Consider the following 15,712-nt stretch of genomic DNA (forward strand, 5'->3'; position numbering starts at 1 on the left):
GCGGGATTTGGTCCCGCCGCGTCAGATCGAAGGCGCCAGGATCAATAGATCTTGGAGAACTTCTCGATGTTCGACTTGTCGAACTGGAAGGGCGGAGCCATCGCAGCCGAGTTGGAGTCGTCGAGCGTGACCTTGCCGACGCGGCCGATCGACAGAGTGGCGCCCGGCTTTGCCTCTTCCTTCTTCACCGCCAGGTCATGGGCGAGGTAGACGGCGGAGTAGCCGAGGTCGATCGGGTTCCACAGCGCAACCGCCTGGCTGGCACCGTTGTCGATGAACTTCTTGAACTCGGACGGCAGTGCGAGACCCGTGACATTGACCTTGCCGATCAGGTTCGCGTCGGTGACGACCTGGGCGGCGGCAACGACGCCGACGGTGGTCGGCGCGATGATCGCCTTGAGGTTCGGATAGGATTTCAGCAGGCCCTTGGCTTCGTCGGTGCTCTTGGCCGAATCGTCATCGCCATAGACGGTGGCGACGAGTTTGATCTTGGGGAATTTCTCCGGCAGCACCTTCTTGGCCGCTTCGATCCAGGCGTTCTGGTTGGTCGCGGTCGACGAAGCCGACAGGATGGCGACTTCGCCGCCTTCCGGCAGATAGTCGGCGGCAAGCTTGATGATGGTCTCGCCGATCAGGCCGGTGTCGGACGGGTTGAGATGCAGCTGGCGGCCTTCCTTGGCGACGCCCGAATCCCACGAGATGACGGTAATGCCGCGCTCCATCGCCTTCTTCAGCACCGGCACCAGCGCGTCGGCGTCATTGGCCGAAATCGCGATGGCGTTGACCTTCTGCGCGATCAGCGAATTGACCACTTCGATCTGCGCTTCGGCGGTCGCCTTGGTCGGGCCGGTGTAGATGATGTCGACATCGCCGAGTTCCTTGGCCGCCTCTTCGGCGCCCTTGTTGGCGGCGTCGAAGAAGCCGTTGCCGAGCGACTTCACCACCAGCGCGATCTTGACGTTCTCGGCATAGGCGGCGTTCACGAACATGGCGGCCGAGAATGCCGCGGTCACCATCAATTTCTTCAAGAAGCTCATTGTATTTCCTCCCTTTGAGCGTTGCATTCCATCGTCGCTGCGGTTGGTCTCAGGCCTGCAGCGAAGATTCTTCCTTTGCCGACTTGCGGGCGACGATCAGCGTCACACCTGCGGTTTCCAGCATGTTGGCTTCGCGATCCTCGATGCCGTCATCGGTGATGACCGTGGCGATGCGCTTCAGCCCGCACAGGATCAGGCTGGAGCGCTGGCGGAATTTCGAGGAATCGACCAGCACCACCAGCTCGTCGGCCTGGTCGATCAGCTTCTGCTCCGCCTGGATCAGAAGCGGGTCGCCTTCCATCAGACCGAGCGGGCCGAGCCCCTGCGCACCCATGAACATGCGGCGTGCATAGAAATTGCGCGTCACGTCATTGTCGAAGGGCGACAGGATGATGTTCTGTTCGCGGTAGATCGTGCCGCCCGACAGCATCACCGTGTTCTTCGAATGCTTGAGCAGATGCTCGGCGATCGGGAACGAATTGGTGAAGATCGGCATGCGGCATCCGGTCAGGAAATGCACCATCTGGAAGGTGGTGGTGCCGCCATTGATGATGATCGGCTCGCCGTCTGTGCAGAGCTCCACCGCTTCGCGCGCAATCGCCCGCTTCTGCGACGCATTCAGCGTTTCGTTGACGGAAAAGGGCCGGCCGGCGAGGCCGATGAACTGTGGCGGCGAGATTGCCTCGGCGCCGCCGCGCACCCGGCGCAGGCGCTTTTGCACGTGAAGGGCTGCGATATCGCGCCGGATTGTCGCCTCGGACGAGTCCGTCAGGTCGACCATCTCCTGCACCGTCACCACAGGCTTTTCCTGGACGGCGGACAGAATGATCCTGTGGCGCTCTTTTTCGTGCATGGTTCCTCCCTGCATGGTCATGAGGCACTAGAAAACAACCAGTGTCAATCATTTCCGATCATATAATTTCATTGTGCAGTGCAATATGATTGATATTGATCGTTTGTGATTGACAAACAGCGTGCTTGCGTAGACATTTCCGGCAAAATGGATCGCGCCTTTTTGCGTCCCAGGGAGGATAATCATGCTCGACAAGCGCTCCGGCTCGCGCCTTGCCAATCTGTGGGACGATGCGAAAGCCGAAGGGATGAGCGGGCCTGAGCTTCTGGTCTATCGCTCGAACACGCTCGGCTCCGACAAGCGCGTCACCAACTATGGCGGCGGCAACACCTCGTCCAAGATCCGGCAGAAGGACCCGCTCACCGGCGCCGAGGTCGAAGTGCTCTGGGTCAAGGGCTCGGGCGGCGACAGCGCCTCGATCAAGCTTGACGGCTTCGCCACGCTCTACATGGACAAGCTCCGCGCGCTCAAAAGCCTCTATCGTGGTGTCGCGCATGAGGACGAGATGGTGGGCTACCTCCCCCACTGCACCTTCAACCTCAATCCGCGCGCGGCTTCGATCGACACGCCGCTGCATGCCTATGTGCCGAAGCCTTTTGTCGACCACATGCATCCCGATGCCATCATCGCCATTGCCGCCGCCAAGGACTCCAAAGCGCTGACCACGGAGATCTTCGGCGACGCCATCGGCTGGCTGCCGTGGAAGCGGCCGGGCTTCGAACTCGGCCTGTGGCTGGAAAAATTCTGCGTCGAACATCCCGAGGCCAAAGGCGTCATTCTCGAAAGCCACGGCCTGTTCACCTGGGGCGACACACCCAAGGAATGCTACGAGACGACGATTTCGGTCATCAACCAGGCGATCGAATGGTTCGAGCGCCGCTCCGAGGGTCTCGCGATCTTCGGCGGCGAGGCGGTGAAGTCGCTCGATGCCACTGAGCGCCGCGCCATTGCGGCGAAACTGATGCCGAGGATTCGCGGCCTGATCTCGGAAAAGGGCCACAAGCTCGGTCATTTCGACGACCAGCCCGCCGTGCTCGAATTCGTCAACTCCAGGGATTTGCGCCCGCTGGCCGCACTCGGCACCTCATGCCCGGATCACTTCCTGCGAACAAAAATCCGGCCGCTGGTGATCGAGTTCGATCCGGCCAAGCCTGATGTCGATGCGGTCATCGCGCGCCTTGCCGATGACATTGCCGCTTATCGTGTCGGCTACCAAGCCTATTACGACAGCTGCAAGCACCCGGACTCGCCCGCCATCCGCGATCCCAATGCCGTGGTCTACCTGATGCCCGGCGTCGGCATGTTCACCTTCGCCGGCGACAAGGCGACGGCCCGCATCTCGGGTGAATTCTACGTCAACGCCATCAACGTCATGTGCGGCGCCTCGACCGTCTCGTCCTATGTCGGCCTGCCCGCGCAGGAGGCTTTCGACATCGAATACTGGCTGCTCGAGGATCTGAAGCTACAGCGCATGCCGAAGCCGAAGTCGTTAGCCGGCCAGATCGCACTGGTCACCGGCGGCGCCGGCGGCATCGGCCGGGCAACGGCCAACCGGCTGCTGCGCGAGGGTGCATGCGTCGTGCTGGCCGACATCGATGAAGCCGCTCTCGCCAGCGCCAACGACGAGCTGGCCGAGGCCTATGGCAAGGATTTCGTCCGCCCGGTGCTGATCAACGTTACTGCCGAAGAGCAGGTCATATCAGGTTTTGCCGAGACGGCAGTCGAGTTCGGCGGCATCGACATCCTGGTCTCCAACGCCGGCCTGGCGTCCTCGGCGCCGATCGAGGAAACCACGCTGGCGCTGTGGAACAAGAACATGGACATCTTGTCGACCGGCTATTTCCTGGTCTCGCGCGAAGCCTTCCGGCTGTTCCGCGCCCAGAAGATCGGCGGCAATGTCGTCTTCGTCGCCTCCAAGAACGGCCTGGCCGCCTCGCCCAACGCCGCCGCCTATTGCACCGCCAAGGCCGCCGAGATCCATCTCGCCCGCTGCCTGGCGCTGGAGGGCGCGGAAGCGCAGATCCGGGTCAATGTCGTCAATCCGGATGCCGTGCTGCGTGGCTCGAAAATCTGGACCGGCGAGTGGAAGGAACAGCGCGCCGCCGCCTACAAGATGTCGACCGACGATCTGGAGGAGCACTACCGCTCGCGCTCGATGCTGAAGCGCTCGGTCTTCCCGGAAGACATCGCCGAAGCGATCTATTTCTTCGCCTCCGACATGTCGGCCAAATCCACCGGCAACATCATCAATGTCGACGCCGGCAACGCGCAGAGCTTTACGCGCTAGGCGATTGTCTTTGAGGGCTGCGCAGCCCCTCATCCGCCTGCCGGCACCTTCTCCCCGTATAGAGACGGGGAGAAGGGTCTAGCTCCAACGCTGGCGACCCCCTCTCCCCGTTCTTCACGGGGAGAGGGTAAGGGTGAGGGGCGGCGCCGACGAAACGAATTTGGGAGGAAGTGCAGTGTCCGAATTGATCATCTCGGCTGACGTCGTGGAAAAGAGTAACGCCGCCCGCAAGCCCGACCTCGAACGCGACTACGCCTCGCTTGGCGAACGTCTCGACCGGCGCGGCATCACCATCGACGCCATCCGCGACAAGGTCGAAAAATTCGCCGTCGCCATCCCGTCCTGGGGCGTCGGCACCGGCGGCACCCGCTTTGCCCGTTTTCCCGGCGCCGGCGAGCCGCGCGACATCTTCGACAAGATCGAGGACTGCGCCGTCATCAGCCAGTTGACGCAGGCGACACCGACCGTCTCGCTGCACATCCCCTGGGACAAGGCCGACCCGAGCCGGCTGAAGCAGGCGGCCTCGCGGTTCGGCCTCGGCTTCGACGCCATGAACTCCAACACCTTCTCCGACGCCAGGGATCAGAAGCTCTCCTACAAATTTGGCTCGCTGTCGCATGCCGATGCCGGCACGCGCCGGCAAGCGGTCGAGCACAATCTCGAATGCATCGAGATCGGCAAGACGCTTGGTTCGAAGGCGCTGACGGTGTGGATCGGCGACGGTTCGAATTTCCCGGGCCAGGTGAATTTCGCCAAAGCCTTCGAGCGCTATCTCGACGCCATGAAGGAGATCTACGCTGGCCTGCCGGCCGACTGGAAACTGTTCACCGAGCACAAGATGTACGAGCCGGCCTTCTATTCCACCGTCGTGCAGGATTGGGGCACCAACTACCTTATCGCCAGGGAGCTCGGCGACAAGGCCTTCTGCCTGGTCGACCTCGGCCACCATGCGCCCAACGTCAACATCGAGATGATCGTGTCGCGGCTGATCCAGTTCAAAAAACTCGGCGGCTTCCACTTCAACGATTCCAAATATGGCGACGACGATCTCGATGCCGGTTCGATCGACCCCTACCGGCTGTTCCTCGTCTTCAACGAACTGGTCGATGCCGAGCTCTCCGGCGCTGAAGGCTTTGACCCCGCCCACATGCTCGACCAGAGCCACAACGTCACCGACCCCATCGAAAGCCTGATGCTGTCGGCGGTCGAGGTGCAGCGCGCCTATGCCCAGGCGCTGCTGGTCGACCGCAAGGCGCTGGAAGGTTTCCAGGACGGCAATGACGCGCTGATGGCGACGCAAACGCTCAAAAGCGCCTACCGCGCCGATGTCGAGCCGATCCTGGCCATGGCGCGGCTGAAGAGCGGCGGCGCCATCGATCCGGTCGCCGCCTATCGTGCGGCAGGATACAGGGCGAAGGTCGCAGCGGAGCGGCCTGCGGTTGCGGGCGGCAGCGGCGGGATCGTCTGACAGGCAGACATCCTAATTGATCTGGTCCAGTCCCATTGGCGGTGGACTTGGCGGCTTTGAGGGTCTTTCCTAGCACACTGCACTTGGAGCACCGCCATGCCCTTGACCCGCCGGACGCTGATTGGCGTCACCCTTTCGCTCGCAATTGCGCTCGCGCCATCCGCCGCGCTCCAGGCCGCTTCGCCGCAACCGGCCAAAGGCGAGCACGGCATGGTCGTGACCGCCCAGCATTTAGCGTCGGAAGCCGGCGTCGAGGTGCTGAAGAAGGGCGGCAATGCCGTCGATGCGGCGGTCGCAGTCGGCTATGCGCTCGCGGTCCTCTACCCTAATGCCGGCAATATCGGCGGCGGCGGGTTCATGACCATACGCTTCAAGGACGGCAAATCGACCTTCCTCGACTTTCGCGAGCGCGCGCCGCTGGCGGCAACCAAGACCATGTATCTCGACAAGGATGGCAAGCCGGTGAAGGGCGCCAGCCTTGATGGCTATCTCGCGGTAGGCGTGCCGGGTTCTGTGGCCGGTTTCGAGATGGCACGCGAAAAATACGGCACGCTGCCACGCCAGGACTTGATGGCGCCGGCAATTGCCTATGCCAAGGATGGCTTCGTTCTCGACCAGGGTGACGCTGCTTCATTCGCAAGCAATGCCGCGCGGCTGGCGAAGGACCCTGCCGCGGCCGCCATCTTCCTGAAGCCGGACGGCAAGCCCTATGGCGCCGGCGAGCGTCTCCTCCAGCCCGACCTTGCCGCCTCGCTCGCCGCCATTTCCGAAAAAGGCGCCGATGCCTTCTACAAAGGCGCCATCGCCGATGCCATCGTCAAGGCAAGTGGCGCCAAGGGCGGCATTCTGGCCAAGGCCGATTTCGAGCAGTACGCCGTGCGCGAACTGAAGCCGGTGAGCTGCACCTATCGCGGCTACGAGATCACATCCTCGCCGCCGCCGAGCTCTGGTGGTGTCATCATCTGCGAAATCCTCAACGTGCTGGAAGGGTACCCGCTATCCTATCTCGGCGCCGACTCGGCCGAGACTGTGCATGTCATGGTCGAGGCGATGCGCCATGCCTATGTTGACCGCAACTCGGCACTTGGCGATCCCGATTTTGTCGACAATCCGGTCTCGAAACTGCTCGACAAGGGGTACGCCAAGGGCATCCGCGACAAGATCGACCCGTTCCGGGCGGGAGTCTCTCAGGACCTGATGCCGAAGGGCTTTGGCGAGTCGAACGAGACGACGCATTATTCGATCATCGACAATGACGGCAACGCAGTCGCGGTCACCTACACGCTGAACGGCTCGTTCGGCGCCGGTGTCGTTGCCGACGGCACTGGCATCCTGCTCAACAACGAGATGGACGATTTCACCCAGAAGCCCGGCGTGCCCAATCTCTACGGTCTGGTCCAGGGCGAGGCGAATGCCATCCAGCCGAAGAAGACGCCACTGTCGTCTATGAGCCCGACTGTCGTGGCCAAGGACGGCAAGCCGTTCATGGTCATCGGCAGCCCTGGCGGCTCACGCATCATCACCATCACGCTGGAAGCCATCGTCAACGTCATCGACCACGGCATGAACATCCAGGAGGCGATCGACGCGCCGCGCATCCATCATCAGTGGCTGCCCGATACGATCTATGTCGAACCGTTCGGCCTGTCGCCCGACACCGAAAAGCTGTTGGCCGGCATGGGCTACCACCTCGATCTCGCTGATTCGACCTGGGGCCAGGCGGCCGGCATTCTTGTCGGAGGCAAGAGCCTTGCGGAAATCGAGAAGGGTGGCGGCGCCCGCTACAACGGCGCCATCGACAGCCGCGCCGCATCCGGCGAGGCTCTAGGATACTAGGTCACGATCAAACAAGGACCGATCAAAGGACGAGCGTGAGGGTCGATCCGACCAGCATCAGCGCGGCGATGCCAACGAACAGCGCGTAAATGCGCGGCCGGTCGAGTAGCAGCGCATTGCCCGATATCCAGGCGGCGGTCGCGCCGCCAAGCGCAAACAGGAAGCCGTTGCGGTGGCCGAAGGTCATGGAAGCGGCCATCAGCCCGCCAATGATGAGCGCGCCGAACACGATGATCACGGCGACGGCGTATTTCTCGAAGTCGTTGCCGCCGCCCATGGCCGGGCCGATCGCGTTCAAATTCGGCAGATCGTCCGGATCGAAGGGACTGGTCGACCCATATTCATCTTGACCGACAGGTTCTCGCATCACTCATTCTCCGCTGACCGGCAACAAATCATCAACATCTGCCGAGCGCAACCGGATCGCGCATTGCCGAAGGCGGCCGATGCGGTCTTCAACACCTTCTGATGCCGACTTGCCACGGTTTTTTCGGACAGGGTCGCAAAATCCGCCACGCTTTTAAAGCAAATTCCAGGAAAAGTGTGATCGGTTTTCCCGGGAAAAGCGCGTAGCGCTTTCCCTTGGGAATTGCGCCGAAACAAAGAGATAGAGGCTCACACCCCATTACCTGGAAAAATCGCTGCGCACGATGCCGTGCCGCTGCAGTTTGTCATAGAAGGTCTTGCGCGGGATGCCGAGCGCCTCGATCGTACGCCGGACATCGCCGTCATTGCGGCCAAGTGTCTCGCGAATCACATCGGCCTCATAGCGTTCCAGCCGTTCCGGCAGCGAACCGGCGTCGTCCGTTTCCGCCGAGGCGGAAAGCGACGCTTGCGCCGCTTCCTCAAGCCCAAGCACGAAACGCTCGGCGAAATGCGCCAGCTCCCGCACATTGCCCGGCCAGTCATGCTGGCCGAGATGGCGATGTACCGAAGCCGGCACAACGGGTACCGGACGGTGGAAGCGGGCGGCGGCGCGCTCGGCGAAATAGAAGAACAGCAAGGCGACGTCGTCGCGGCGCTCGCGCAGCGGCGGGATCGAGATCGTCACCACGTTGAGCCGGTAATAGAGATCCTCGCGGAAGGCGCCGCGCTGGCCGGGATCGCCGAGATCGACCTTGGCGGCGGCAACGACACGCAGATCGACCGGCCGCACTTCGTTGGTGCCGAGCGGCGTCACCTCGCGCATTTCCAGCACCCTGAGCATCTGTACCTGGGTCGAGACCGGCATGCTTTCGATCTCGTCGAGGAACAGCGTGCCGCCGCTCGAATGCTCGATGCGGCCGATCCGCTTCTTCTGTGCACCGGTGAAGGCGCCGGCCTCATGGCCGAATAATTCGCTCTCGATCACCGTATCCGGCAGCGTGCCGCAATTCAGCGCCACGAAATTTCCCTTGGCGCGCCGGCTCCAGCGATGCAGCAGGCTCGCCACCACCTCCTTGCCGGAGCCGGTCTCTCCGGTTACCAGCACATCGACATCGGTATCGGCGATTTGCCTCAGCGTGCGGCGCAGCCGCTCCATGGCTGGCGTCTGGCCGATCAGCGGCAGCCCGTCCTGCGCCTGTTCGGCGCTTTCGCGCAAGGCGCGGTTCTCCATCACCAGGCGGCGCTTTTCGGCTGCGCGCGCCACGCTTTGCGCCAGCCGGTCGGCGGCGAACGGCTTGGTGATGAAATCGTAGGCGCCGTCCTTGATTGCCTTGACTGCAACCGCGATGTCGCCATGCCCGGTGACCAGGATCACCGGAATGTCAGGATCGAGCTGCAAAACGCGATCGAAGAGCTGCAGGCCGTCAATGCCGGGCATACGGATGTCTGACACCACCACGCCGGAGAAGTTGGCGTCGAGCCCGGCCAGCGCCTCGGCAGCGGAAGCAAAGGCCGACACCGAAAAGCCGGCAAGCTCCAGCGTCTGCCGAGTGGCTCTCAGCAGCTCCCTGTCGTCGTCGATCAGGATGACCGGTGCGGTGTCCATCATCGAGCCTTGGCGAGGTGAACGGTGAAGCGCGTGCCGTCTCTGCCGCTCGCCACCTCGATGCGACCGCCATAATCGGCGACGATATCCTGCGAGATGACGAGGCCGAGCCCAAGGCCTTTCTCCTTCGACGTATTGAACGGCGTGAACAGCGATTTGAGGATAGCGGGCGAAATGCCCGGTCCGTTGTCGGCGACGGCAAGCGCCACGCCGTCGGCCGTTTCCTGCGCCGACACCTGCACCCTGGCGCCGTCGCGGCCGTCCAGCGCCTCCAGCGCGTTCTGGAAAAGATTGATCAGCACCTGCTCCAGCCGCAGCCGGTTGCCCATCACCTTGAGTGTCTGCGGTGGCAGCGTGATGTCAAGCGCGTCCAGCCGGCCGGCAAAGCGGCTCCTGAGTAGCACGACCGCCCCTTCGATGACGCTGCGCAACTCGACCGGCTCGGCCGCGGTGCGACCTTTGCGGGCAAAGACCTTCAACTCCTCGGTGATGCCGCCGATGCGCTCCGTCAGCGCCGCAATCGCGCCAAGGTTCTCCTCGGCCGAGGCGGTCTGCTTGCGCTCCAGGAACACACGCGCATTGTCGGCATAGGCGCGGATCGTCGCCACCGGCTGGTTGATCTCATGCGCGACGCCGGCGGCAACCTGGCCGAGGGTCGCAAGGCGGTTGGCCTGCACCAGTTCCTGCTGCATGACCTGCAGCTTGGCCTCCGTGCTGCGGTGATCGGTGATCTCGGCCTGCAGCCGGTCGCGCGCCAGGCTCAGATCATGCGTGCGCTCGACGACGCGGCGTTCGAGCTCGATGCGCGCCGCCTGTTCGGCGGCAATGCGCATCTGCGCCGACTGCCGTCGCCACAGGAGATAGCCGGCCAGCGCCAGCAGCGGCACCACCACGCCCAGCGCCAGCAGCCGCATTTCACGCACCGCAGCCGCGATCGGCGCTTCGGCCGGGACGAGATAGTCGAGCCGCCATGGCGTCGATTGGACCAGTGTCGAAAGTCTGAGATATTCGGCATCGCTGCCGCCGGGCGTCACCGCATGCACCATCGATACGTCAGGGCTTAATGCCTCAGGGCGGGTGATCGGCAGCGGGATCAGCGGCGCGTTGCCGAATTGCTGGCTGCTCCGGATGGTGGCAGCCAGCGGGCCGGCAAGTGGTGCCGTTGTCATGAAACGCCAGGACGGCACGCTGGTGATCAGCACGACGCCATGATCATCGCTGACATAGGCTGGGCGATTGGCCTCGTGCCAGTCGGCCTCGAGCTGGTCGAATTCCATCTTGACAACGACGACGCCGAGCGGGGCGGCCGCATTGCCGACGCGCCGCGAAATATAGAGGCCGGGGCGCTTGCTCGTATTGCCGAGGGCGAAATACTCGGCGGTTCCGGATTGCATGGCGCCGGAGAAGTAGGCGCGGAAACCATAGTCGTTGCCGACGAAGCTGGTCGCCTCACGCCAGTTGCTGGAAGCGATTGCGAAGCCGTCGACGCCGGTGACGTAAAGCACTGACGCCTTGGTGCCGGAGACCAGCCCTTCGAGTTTGCGGTTGAGCACGTCGATCGCGACTGCGCCTTTGTTCTGCAGGGCGTCATGCACCTGCTGATCCTCGGAAAGGAGCAGCGGCAGCGCCCGCGGGCTTTCCAGCACCGCGCGCAGCAGCGCAACCTTCAGATTGGCATCGGTGCGGCCTTGCGCCGCCAGCGTCGCGACCTCGGCACGGCGCGCATAGAGGCCAGCGCCGGTGAGCGCCGTCGCCACGAACACAAGCGCTATGCCCGCAAACAGCAGCCAGGCGCGGCGTGCCCGCTTGCCGAGTTGCTCCGGCGTCGATGACAAGGCAGCGGCAGGGCGTTGCAGCATCGCCCATTTGTGCATGATTTCGCACAAAGCACAATTCAGCCATGCGGATGTCCGCCCTTGCGTCTGAGCGACATTAACCTCGATCGATCGAAATAATCAACAAAATCAAGGAGTACGACCTCGCCACGCGGTCTGGCACGGCAGTTGCAATGATCCATTCAGCAGTCGCGAGGCTGCTGGAGGTCAAAACAACTTGCCCCGGGAGGTCGAGCTTTCGATCGGGGCGCCATGGAGGACGTCATGCAGCCAGCATTCGCTGCCGCCGAACCGCGCGGCAAAGTACCCTTTTACCGGCATCTTTACGTGCAGGTGCTGACGGCGATTGCCGCCGGCGTTCTGCTCGGTCATTTCTATCCCGAACTCGGTGCTTCGCTGAAGCCGCTCGGCGATGCCTTCATCAAGCTGGTCAAGATGGTGATCGCGCCGGTCATCTTCCTGACGGTGACCACCGGCATTGCCGGCGTCTCAGACCTGAAAAAGGTCGGCCGCGTCGCCGGCAAGGCGATGATTTACTTCCTGGTGTTCTCGACCCTGGCGCTGGTCGTCGGCATGGTCGTCTCCAACGTCGTCCAGCCTGGGGCCGGCATGCACATCAATGCGGCGACGCTCGATCCCTCGAAGGTCGCGACCTTCACCGAGAAGGCGCATGACACGACCATCGTCGGCTTCCTCCTCAACATCATCCCCGACACCATCACCGGCGCCTTTGCGCAGGGCGACATCCTGCAGGTGCTGTTCTTCTCGGTGCTGTTCGGAATTTCGCTCGCTCTAGTCGGCGAGCGCGGCCGCCCGGTCGTCGACTTCCTGCAGGCGCTGACCTCGCCGATCTTCCGCCTGGTCGCCATCCTGATGAAGGCCGCCCCCATCGGCGCTTTCGGCGCCATGGCCTTCACCGTCGGCAAATACGGCATCGGCGCGATCGCCAACCTCGCCTTTCTGATCGGCACCTTCTACCTGACCTCGCTGCTCTTCGTGCTGGTCGTGCTTGGCGCTGTCGCATGGTACAACGGCTTCTCGATCCTGGCGCTGATCCGCTACATCAAGGAAGAGCTGCTTTTGGTGCTTGGCACCTCGTCGTCCGAAGCGGCACTTCCCGGCCTGATGGCCAAGATGGAGCGCGCCGGCTGCACCCGTTCGGTGGTCGGCCTGGTCATCCCGACCGGCTATTCCTTCAACCTCGACGGCACCAACATCTACATGACGCTGGCCGCCCTGTTCATCGCCCAGGCGACAGACACGCCGCTCACCTATGGCGACCAGATCCTGCTGCTGCTCGTCGCCATGCTGAGCTCCAAGGGTGCTGCCGGCATCACCGGCGCCGGCTTCATTACGCTCGCCGCCACGCTCTCGGTCGTGCCTACGGTGCCGGTCGCCGGCATGGCGCTGATCCTTGGCGTCGACCGCTTCATGTCGGAGTGCCGGGCGCTGACCAATTTCGTCGGCAATGCGGTGGCGACCATCGTCGTGGCGCGCTGGGAAGGTGAACTCGACCAGACCAAGTTCGCCGCCGCCATGGCCGGCACATTGTCCGAGGAGGCCGACCTGGCGCTGTCGGGCGATCTGCAGCCCGCCTGATTACGGAACGCTGACGTTCGTACATGAGGCCGCAGCCGGTTCGCCGGCTGCGGCTTTTTGTTTTGGAGCCGGAGTGCGGCACAGCTGGTGCGGGCTGGGCGTTCCCGGCTAGGGTGCGCTCGGGTCCAAGCCGAAGGTGAGTGAATGAGCAGCGCGTATCCCGAGATCTACCTCGTCCGTCACGGCGAGACCGAATGGAGCGCGTCGGGAAAGCACACGGGCCGCACCGACATCCCGTTGACGGCGGCGGGCGAGGCCGCCGCCCGCGGCGTCGCGGACCGGCTCAAGGGCCTGTCCTTTGAGGCGGTGTGGTCGAGCCCGTCGCAGCGCGCCTTCAACACCTGCACGCTTGCCGGCTTCGGTTCTGCTGCGGTGAAGAAGGACGATCTGCAGGAATGGGACTATGGCGCCTATGAGGGCGTAAGGACCAAAGAGATTCTGGCCAAGCGTCCCGGCTGGCAATTGTTTCGCGATGGCTGTCCCGGCGGCGAGACCGCCGCGGATGTCGGGGCGCGAGCCGACACAATCATCGCCCGGATGCGCGCCATCGAGGGAAACGTGCTGGTGTTTTCGAGCTCGCATTTCCTCAGAGTACTGGCAGCACGCTGGCTCGGCCTGCCGCCTGATGGCGGCGCGCATTTCGTACTCGACACCGCCAGCATCAGCATCCTCGGCTACGAGCACGACCTGACCGAGCCCGTCATCCGCAAGTGGAACCAGAAATAGTCCTGGCTGTACTTCTGACGGATGCGCGAGGCCCCTCATCCGGCCGCTTCGCGGCCACCTTCTCCCCGAGGGGAGAAGAGGCATATGTCAGCGTCGGCGTTGATCTCCTCTCCCCTCGGGGAGAGGTCGGATTGTCCGAATTGCCCTTCGCAATTCGGTTGCAATCCGGGTGAGGGGGCTAACGCAGTCCCGCAGTCGCCAGCAGCGCCAATTCCTCTGATGTCAGATGCCGCGCCTGACCCTTGGCGAGCTCGCCGAGATGCAACGCGCCGATCGCCACCCTGATCAGCCTCAGCACCTCGACGTCGAAGGCGCCGAGCAGGCGGCGGATCTGGCGGTTGCGGCCCTCGTCGAGCACGATTTCCAGCCACGCAGTACGGCCGCCGCTGCGCAGCAGATCGATCGAGCTTGCGGTCAGCAGTTCCCCGTCGACATCAGCGCCTTCGCGAAACCGCGCCAGCATCGGCTCGTCGGGCGCGGCGCCGATCTGCACGTGATAGGTCTTGGCGACATGCGACGCCGGATCGAGCAGGCCATTGGCCCAACGCGTGTCGTTGGTCATCAGCAACAGGCCCTCGCTGGCCTTGTCGAGGCGCCCGACCGGCGACACGAAAGGCAGGTCGAGCCCGGTGAGGCAGTCATAAACGGTGCCGCGCCCCTGCGGGTCTTCGCGGGTGGTGACCAGCCCGCGCGGCTTGTTGATCATCAGATAGACCTTTGCCTCGGCAGCGATGCGCGCGCCGTCGACGGCAATGCGGTCACGATTGAGATCGACGCGAAGCGACGGATCGCGCACCACCTTGCCGCCGACCCGCACGCGCCCCTCGGCGATCAGCAGCTCGGCCTGCTTGCGCGAACACAGACCAAGCTTGGAAAGCGCCCGGTTCAGACTGACGCCTGTGCCCGGGGCCGATTGTCGGTTAATATTGGGCGGCTGCGCCATAATCCTGTTCTGCATCACAATGAGCGGCAGCGACAGATGCCACGCGGCGCGATGGTGGCGCAACATGCTCGACAGAAGACGAGTTCTCCAACTCAGGGGCGTCGGGCTCAGCGTCGGCCATGGAACGCGGCCTTGCGAAAGACGTTGTTGCTGACGAGCGAACTGTCGCGAAGGGCATTGGTATGAAGAAAACCTACGAAAAACCGACGCTCGTGAAGCGGGGGAAGCTCACCAGGCTGACAGCCCAGATTGTCGCCTCCGGGGTGATTTTGGGTGAATAATCGTTGGGGACCAGATGGATAAACAGATGAGCGAGCGCGGCGTTGATTTTATGCAAGGCTGGATACACGAGCACCTGCCGGGTGAACTGCCTGTCGACAAGGCAACAGCTCGAATCCTGACCACGCTGGCAGCCCTGGATGCTCGGCATTCAGGCCTTGAGGTCAGCGAGATCGAAGAGGACTTCGGTTCGCTGGAACGGTTGATTTACGAGGCGCTCGATCAGCCCGAAATCTAAGCCCGCTGCAGGCGAATGCGGCCCATCGCCTTCTTGGCGGTGGGCTTTTCTATGATTGCCTCCGTGAGGGCGCAGCCCTATGCGGCACGCATCGATTGCGCTGCCCGGGCTGGCGGCAATTCGAACACAGTGGCGCCGTTCTCCTGGCCGCGCTCGACATAACCGATGACGCGGAACCATTTGGCGACGTCGGCCCGCTGCAGCCAGCTGCGCGAGTGGATGGGAAGGTTGCCGGCGAGCGCCTGGACATGGCGGATGTGGCGCCGGCAGAAGCGGACCGTCGCGGCGCTGAAAAAACCCTCCTGCGCGGCAAACAGCGTGTCGGCGGCGTCGCTGTTCTCATGCCAGGCGATGATCGCCACCGTCTTGTCGCCCTCGACCAGCGCGTGAGCGCGGCCTTCCTTCAAATTCATCATCAGATTGTCGTAGGCGGCCTTGCTGTCCTTGCCGGCGGCCGCATACTCGTCCGACATACGCGTGGACAAATCCCGAAAAACACTTTCGAGATCGCCGATCGTAGCTGCGCGTGCTCGCATTTCTCCTCCTGCAGCCCCGGCAGGCAGTTTGCCCTAGGAAGAGGGGATTACCAAGCAAATCAAATCCGCGATCTGGCCCATGCGCGCAAAGTGATTTCGGCAA

At 63.2% G+C, this 15,712-nt stretch carries 14 protein-coding genes; 7 read left to right on the forward strand and 7 right to left on the reverse strand.

Annotation, left to right across the window (positions count from 1 at the left end):
- Positions 1-41: 41 nt before the first annotated feature.
- Positions 42-1,037, reverse strand: coding sequence for a rhamnose ABC transporter substrate-binding protein (gene rhaS / locus AC04SG_RS05305; RefSeq protein ID WP_488550181.1), 996 nt, complete (start codon positions 1,035-1,037; stop codon positions 42-44).
- Between the two features lie 49 nt (positions 1,038-1,086).
- On the reverse strand, positions 1,087-1,890 hold the full coding sequence (locus tag AC04SG_RS05310; protein ID WP_488550182.1) for a DeoR/GlpR family DNA-binding transcription regulator: 804 nt from the start codon (positions 1,888-1,890) through the stop codon (positions 1,087-1,089).
- Between the two features lie 184 nt (positions 1,891-2,074).
- Here AC04SG_RS05310 and AC04SG_RS05315 point away from each other — a divergent pair, with 184 nt between their 5' ends.
- The 3 genes from AC04SG_RS05315 to ggt all read left to right on the forward strand — a co-directional run bounded on the left by AC04SG_RS05315 (position 2,075) and on the right by ggt (position 7,481).
- The gene (locus AC04SG_RS05315) at positions 2,075-4,177 is read left to right on the forward strand and encodes a bifunctional rhamnulose-1-phosphate aldolase/short-chain dehydrogenase (RefSeq protein WP_488550183.1); all 2,103 of its coding nucleotides are present in this window, start codon (positions 2,075-2,077) and stop codon (positions 4,175-4,177) included.
- A gap of 175 nt (positions 4,178-4,352) precedes the next feature.
- A complete protein-coding gene (rhaI, locus tag AC04SG_RS05320) occupies positions 4,353-5,645 on the forward strand; it encodes an L-rhamnose catabolism isomerase (RefSeq protein WP_488550184.1) in 1,293 nt (430 codons plus the stop codon).
- Positions 5,646-5,741: 96 nt separating this feature from the next.
- The gene (gene ggt, locus AC04SG_RS05325; protein WP_488550185.1) at positions 5,742-7,481 is read left to right on the forward strand and encodes a gamma-glutamyltransferase; all 1,740 of its coding nucleotides are present in this window, start codon (positions 5,742-5,744) and stop codon (positions 7,479-7,481) included.
- Between the two features lie 22 nt (positions 7,482-7,503).
- On the opposite strand, the gene AC04SG_RS05330 is transcribed toward ggt, so the two are convergent.
- From AC04SG_RS05330 to AC04SG_RS05340, 3 genes are all read right to left on the reverse strand, one after another.
- Positions 7,504-7,848, reverse strand: coding sequence for a hypothetical protein (locus AC04SG_RS05330; RefSeq protein ID WP_112561882.1), 345 nt, complete (start codon positions 7,846-7,848; stop codon positions 7,504-7,506).
- A gap of 258 nt (positions 7,849-8,106) precedes the next feature.
- Positions 8,107-9,456: a sigma-54-dependent transcriptional regulator gene (locus AC04SG_RS05335; RefSeq protein ID WP_488550186.1), complete on the reverse strand. Its 1,350-nt coding sequence runs from the start codon at positions 9,454-9,456 to the stop codon at positions 8,107-8,109.
- Entirely contained in the window at positions 9,453-11,327 is a 1,875-nt protein-coding gene (locus AC04SG_RS05340) for a sensor histidine kinase (RefSeq protein ID WP_488550187.1), read from the reverse strand. The genes AC04SG_RS05335 and AC04SG_RS05340 overlap by 4 nt, the downstream gene beginning before the upstream one ends.
- Before the next feature lie 225 nt (positions 11,328-11,552).
- On the opposite strand from AC04SG_RS05340, the gene AC04SG_RS05345 reads away from it, so the two are divergent.
- Positions 11,553-12,887: a dicarboxylate/amino acid:cation symporter gene (locus AC04SG_RS05345; protein WP_488550188.1), complete on the forward strand. Its 1,335-nt coding sequence runs from the start codon at positions 11,553-11,555 to the stop codon at positions 12,885-12,887.
- 144 nt (positions 12,888-13,031) lie between these two features.
- Complete coding sequence (locus AC04SG_RS05350) at positions 13,032-13,613, forward strand: histidine phosphatase family protein (protein WP_488550189.1); 582 nt, start codon at positions 13,032-13,034, stop codon at positions 13,611-13,613.
- Between the two features lie 178 nt (positions 13,614-13,791).
- Here AC04SG_RS05350 and AC04SG_RS05355 read toward each other — a convergent pair whose 3' ends face one another.
- Positions 13,792-14,556: a pseudouridine synthase gene (locus tag AC04SG_RS05355; protein WP_488550190.1), complete on the reverse strand. Its 765-nt coding sequence runs from the start codon at positions 14,554-14,556 to the stop codon at positions 13,792-13,794.
- Between the two features lie 119 nt (positions 14,557-14,675).
- Between AC04SG_RS05355 and AC04SG_RS05360 the strand changes: the two genes are divergently transcribed.
- Positions 14,676-14,837 (forward strand): hypothetical protein, encoded by a 162-nt coding sequence (locus AC04SG_RS05360; RefSeq protein WP_488550191.1) that lies wholly within the window; start codon positions 14,676-14,678, stop codon positions 14,835-14,837.
- Between the two features lie 26 nt (positions 14,838-14,863).
- The gene (locus AC04SG_RS05365) at positions 14,864-15,073 is read left to right on the forward strand and encodes a DUF768 domain-containing protein (RefSeq protein ID WP_488550192.1); all 210 of its coding nucleotides are present in this window, start codon (positions 14,864-14,866) and stop codon (positions 15,071-15,073) included.
- Positions 15,074-15,150: 77 nt separating this feature from the next.
- On the opposite strand, the gene AC04SG_RS05370 is transcribed toward AC04SG_RS05365, so the two are convergent.
- A complete protein-coding gene (locus AC04SG_RS05370) occupies positions 15,151-15,609 on the reverse strand; it encodes a hypothetical protein (protein ID WP_477337984.1) in 459 nt (152 codons plus the stop codon).
- Positions 15,610-15,712 lie beyond the last annotated feature (103 nt).

Source organism: Mesorhizobium sp. CNPSo 4684, assembly GCF_057784315.1.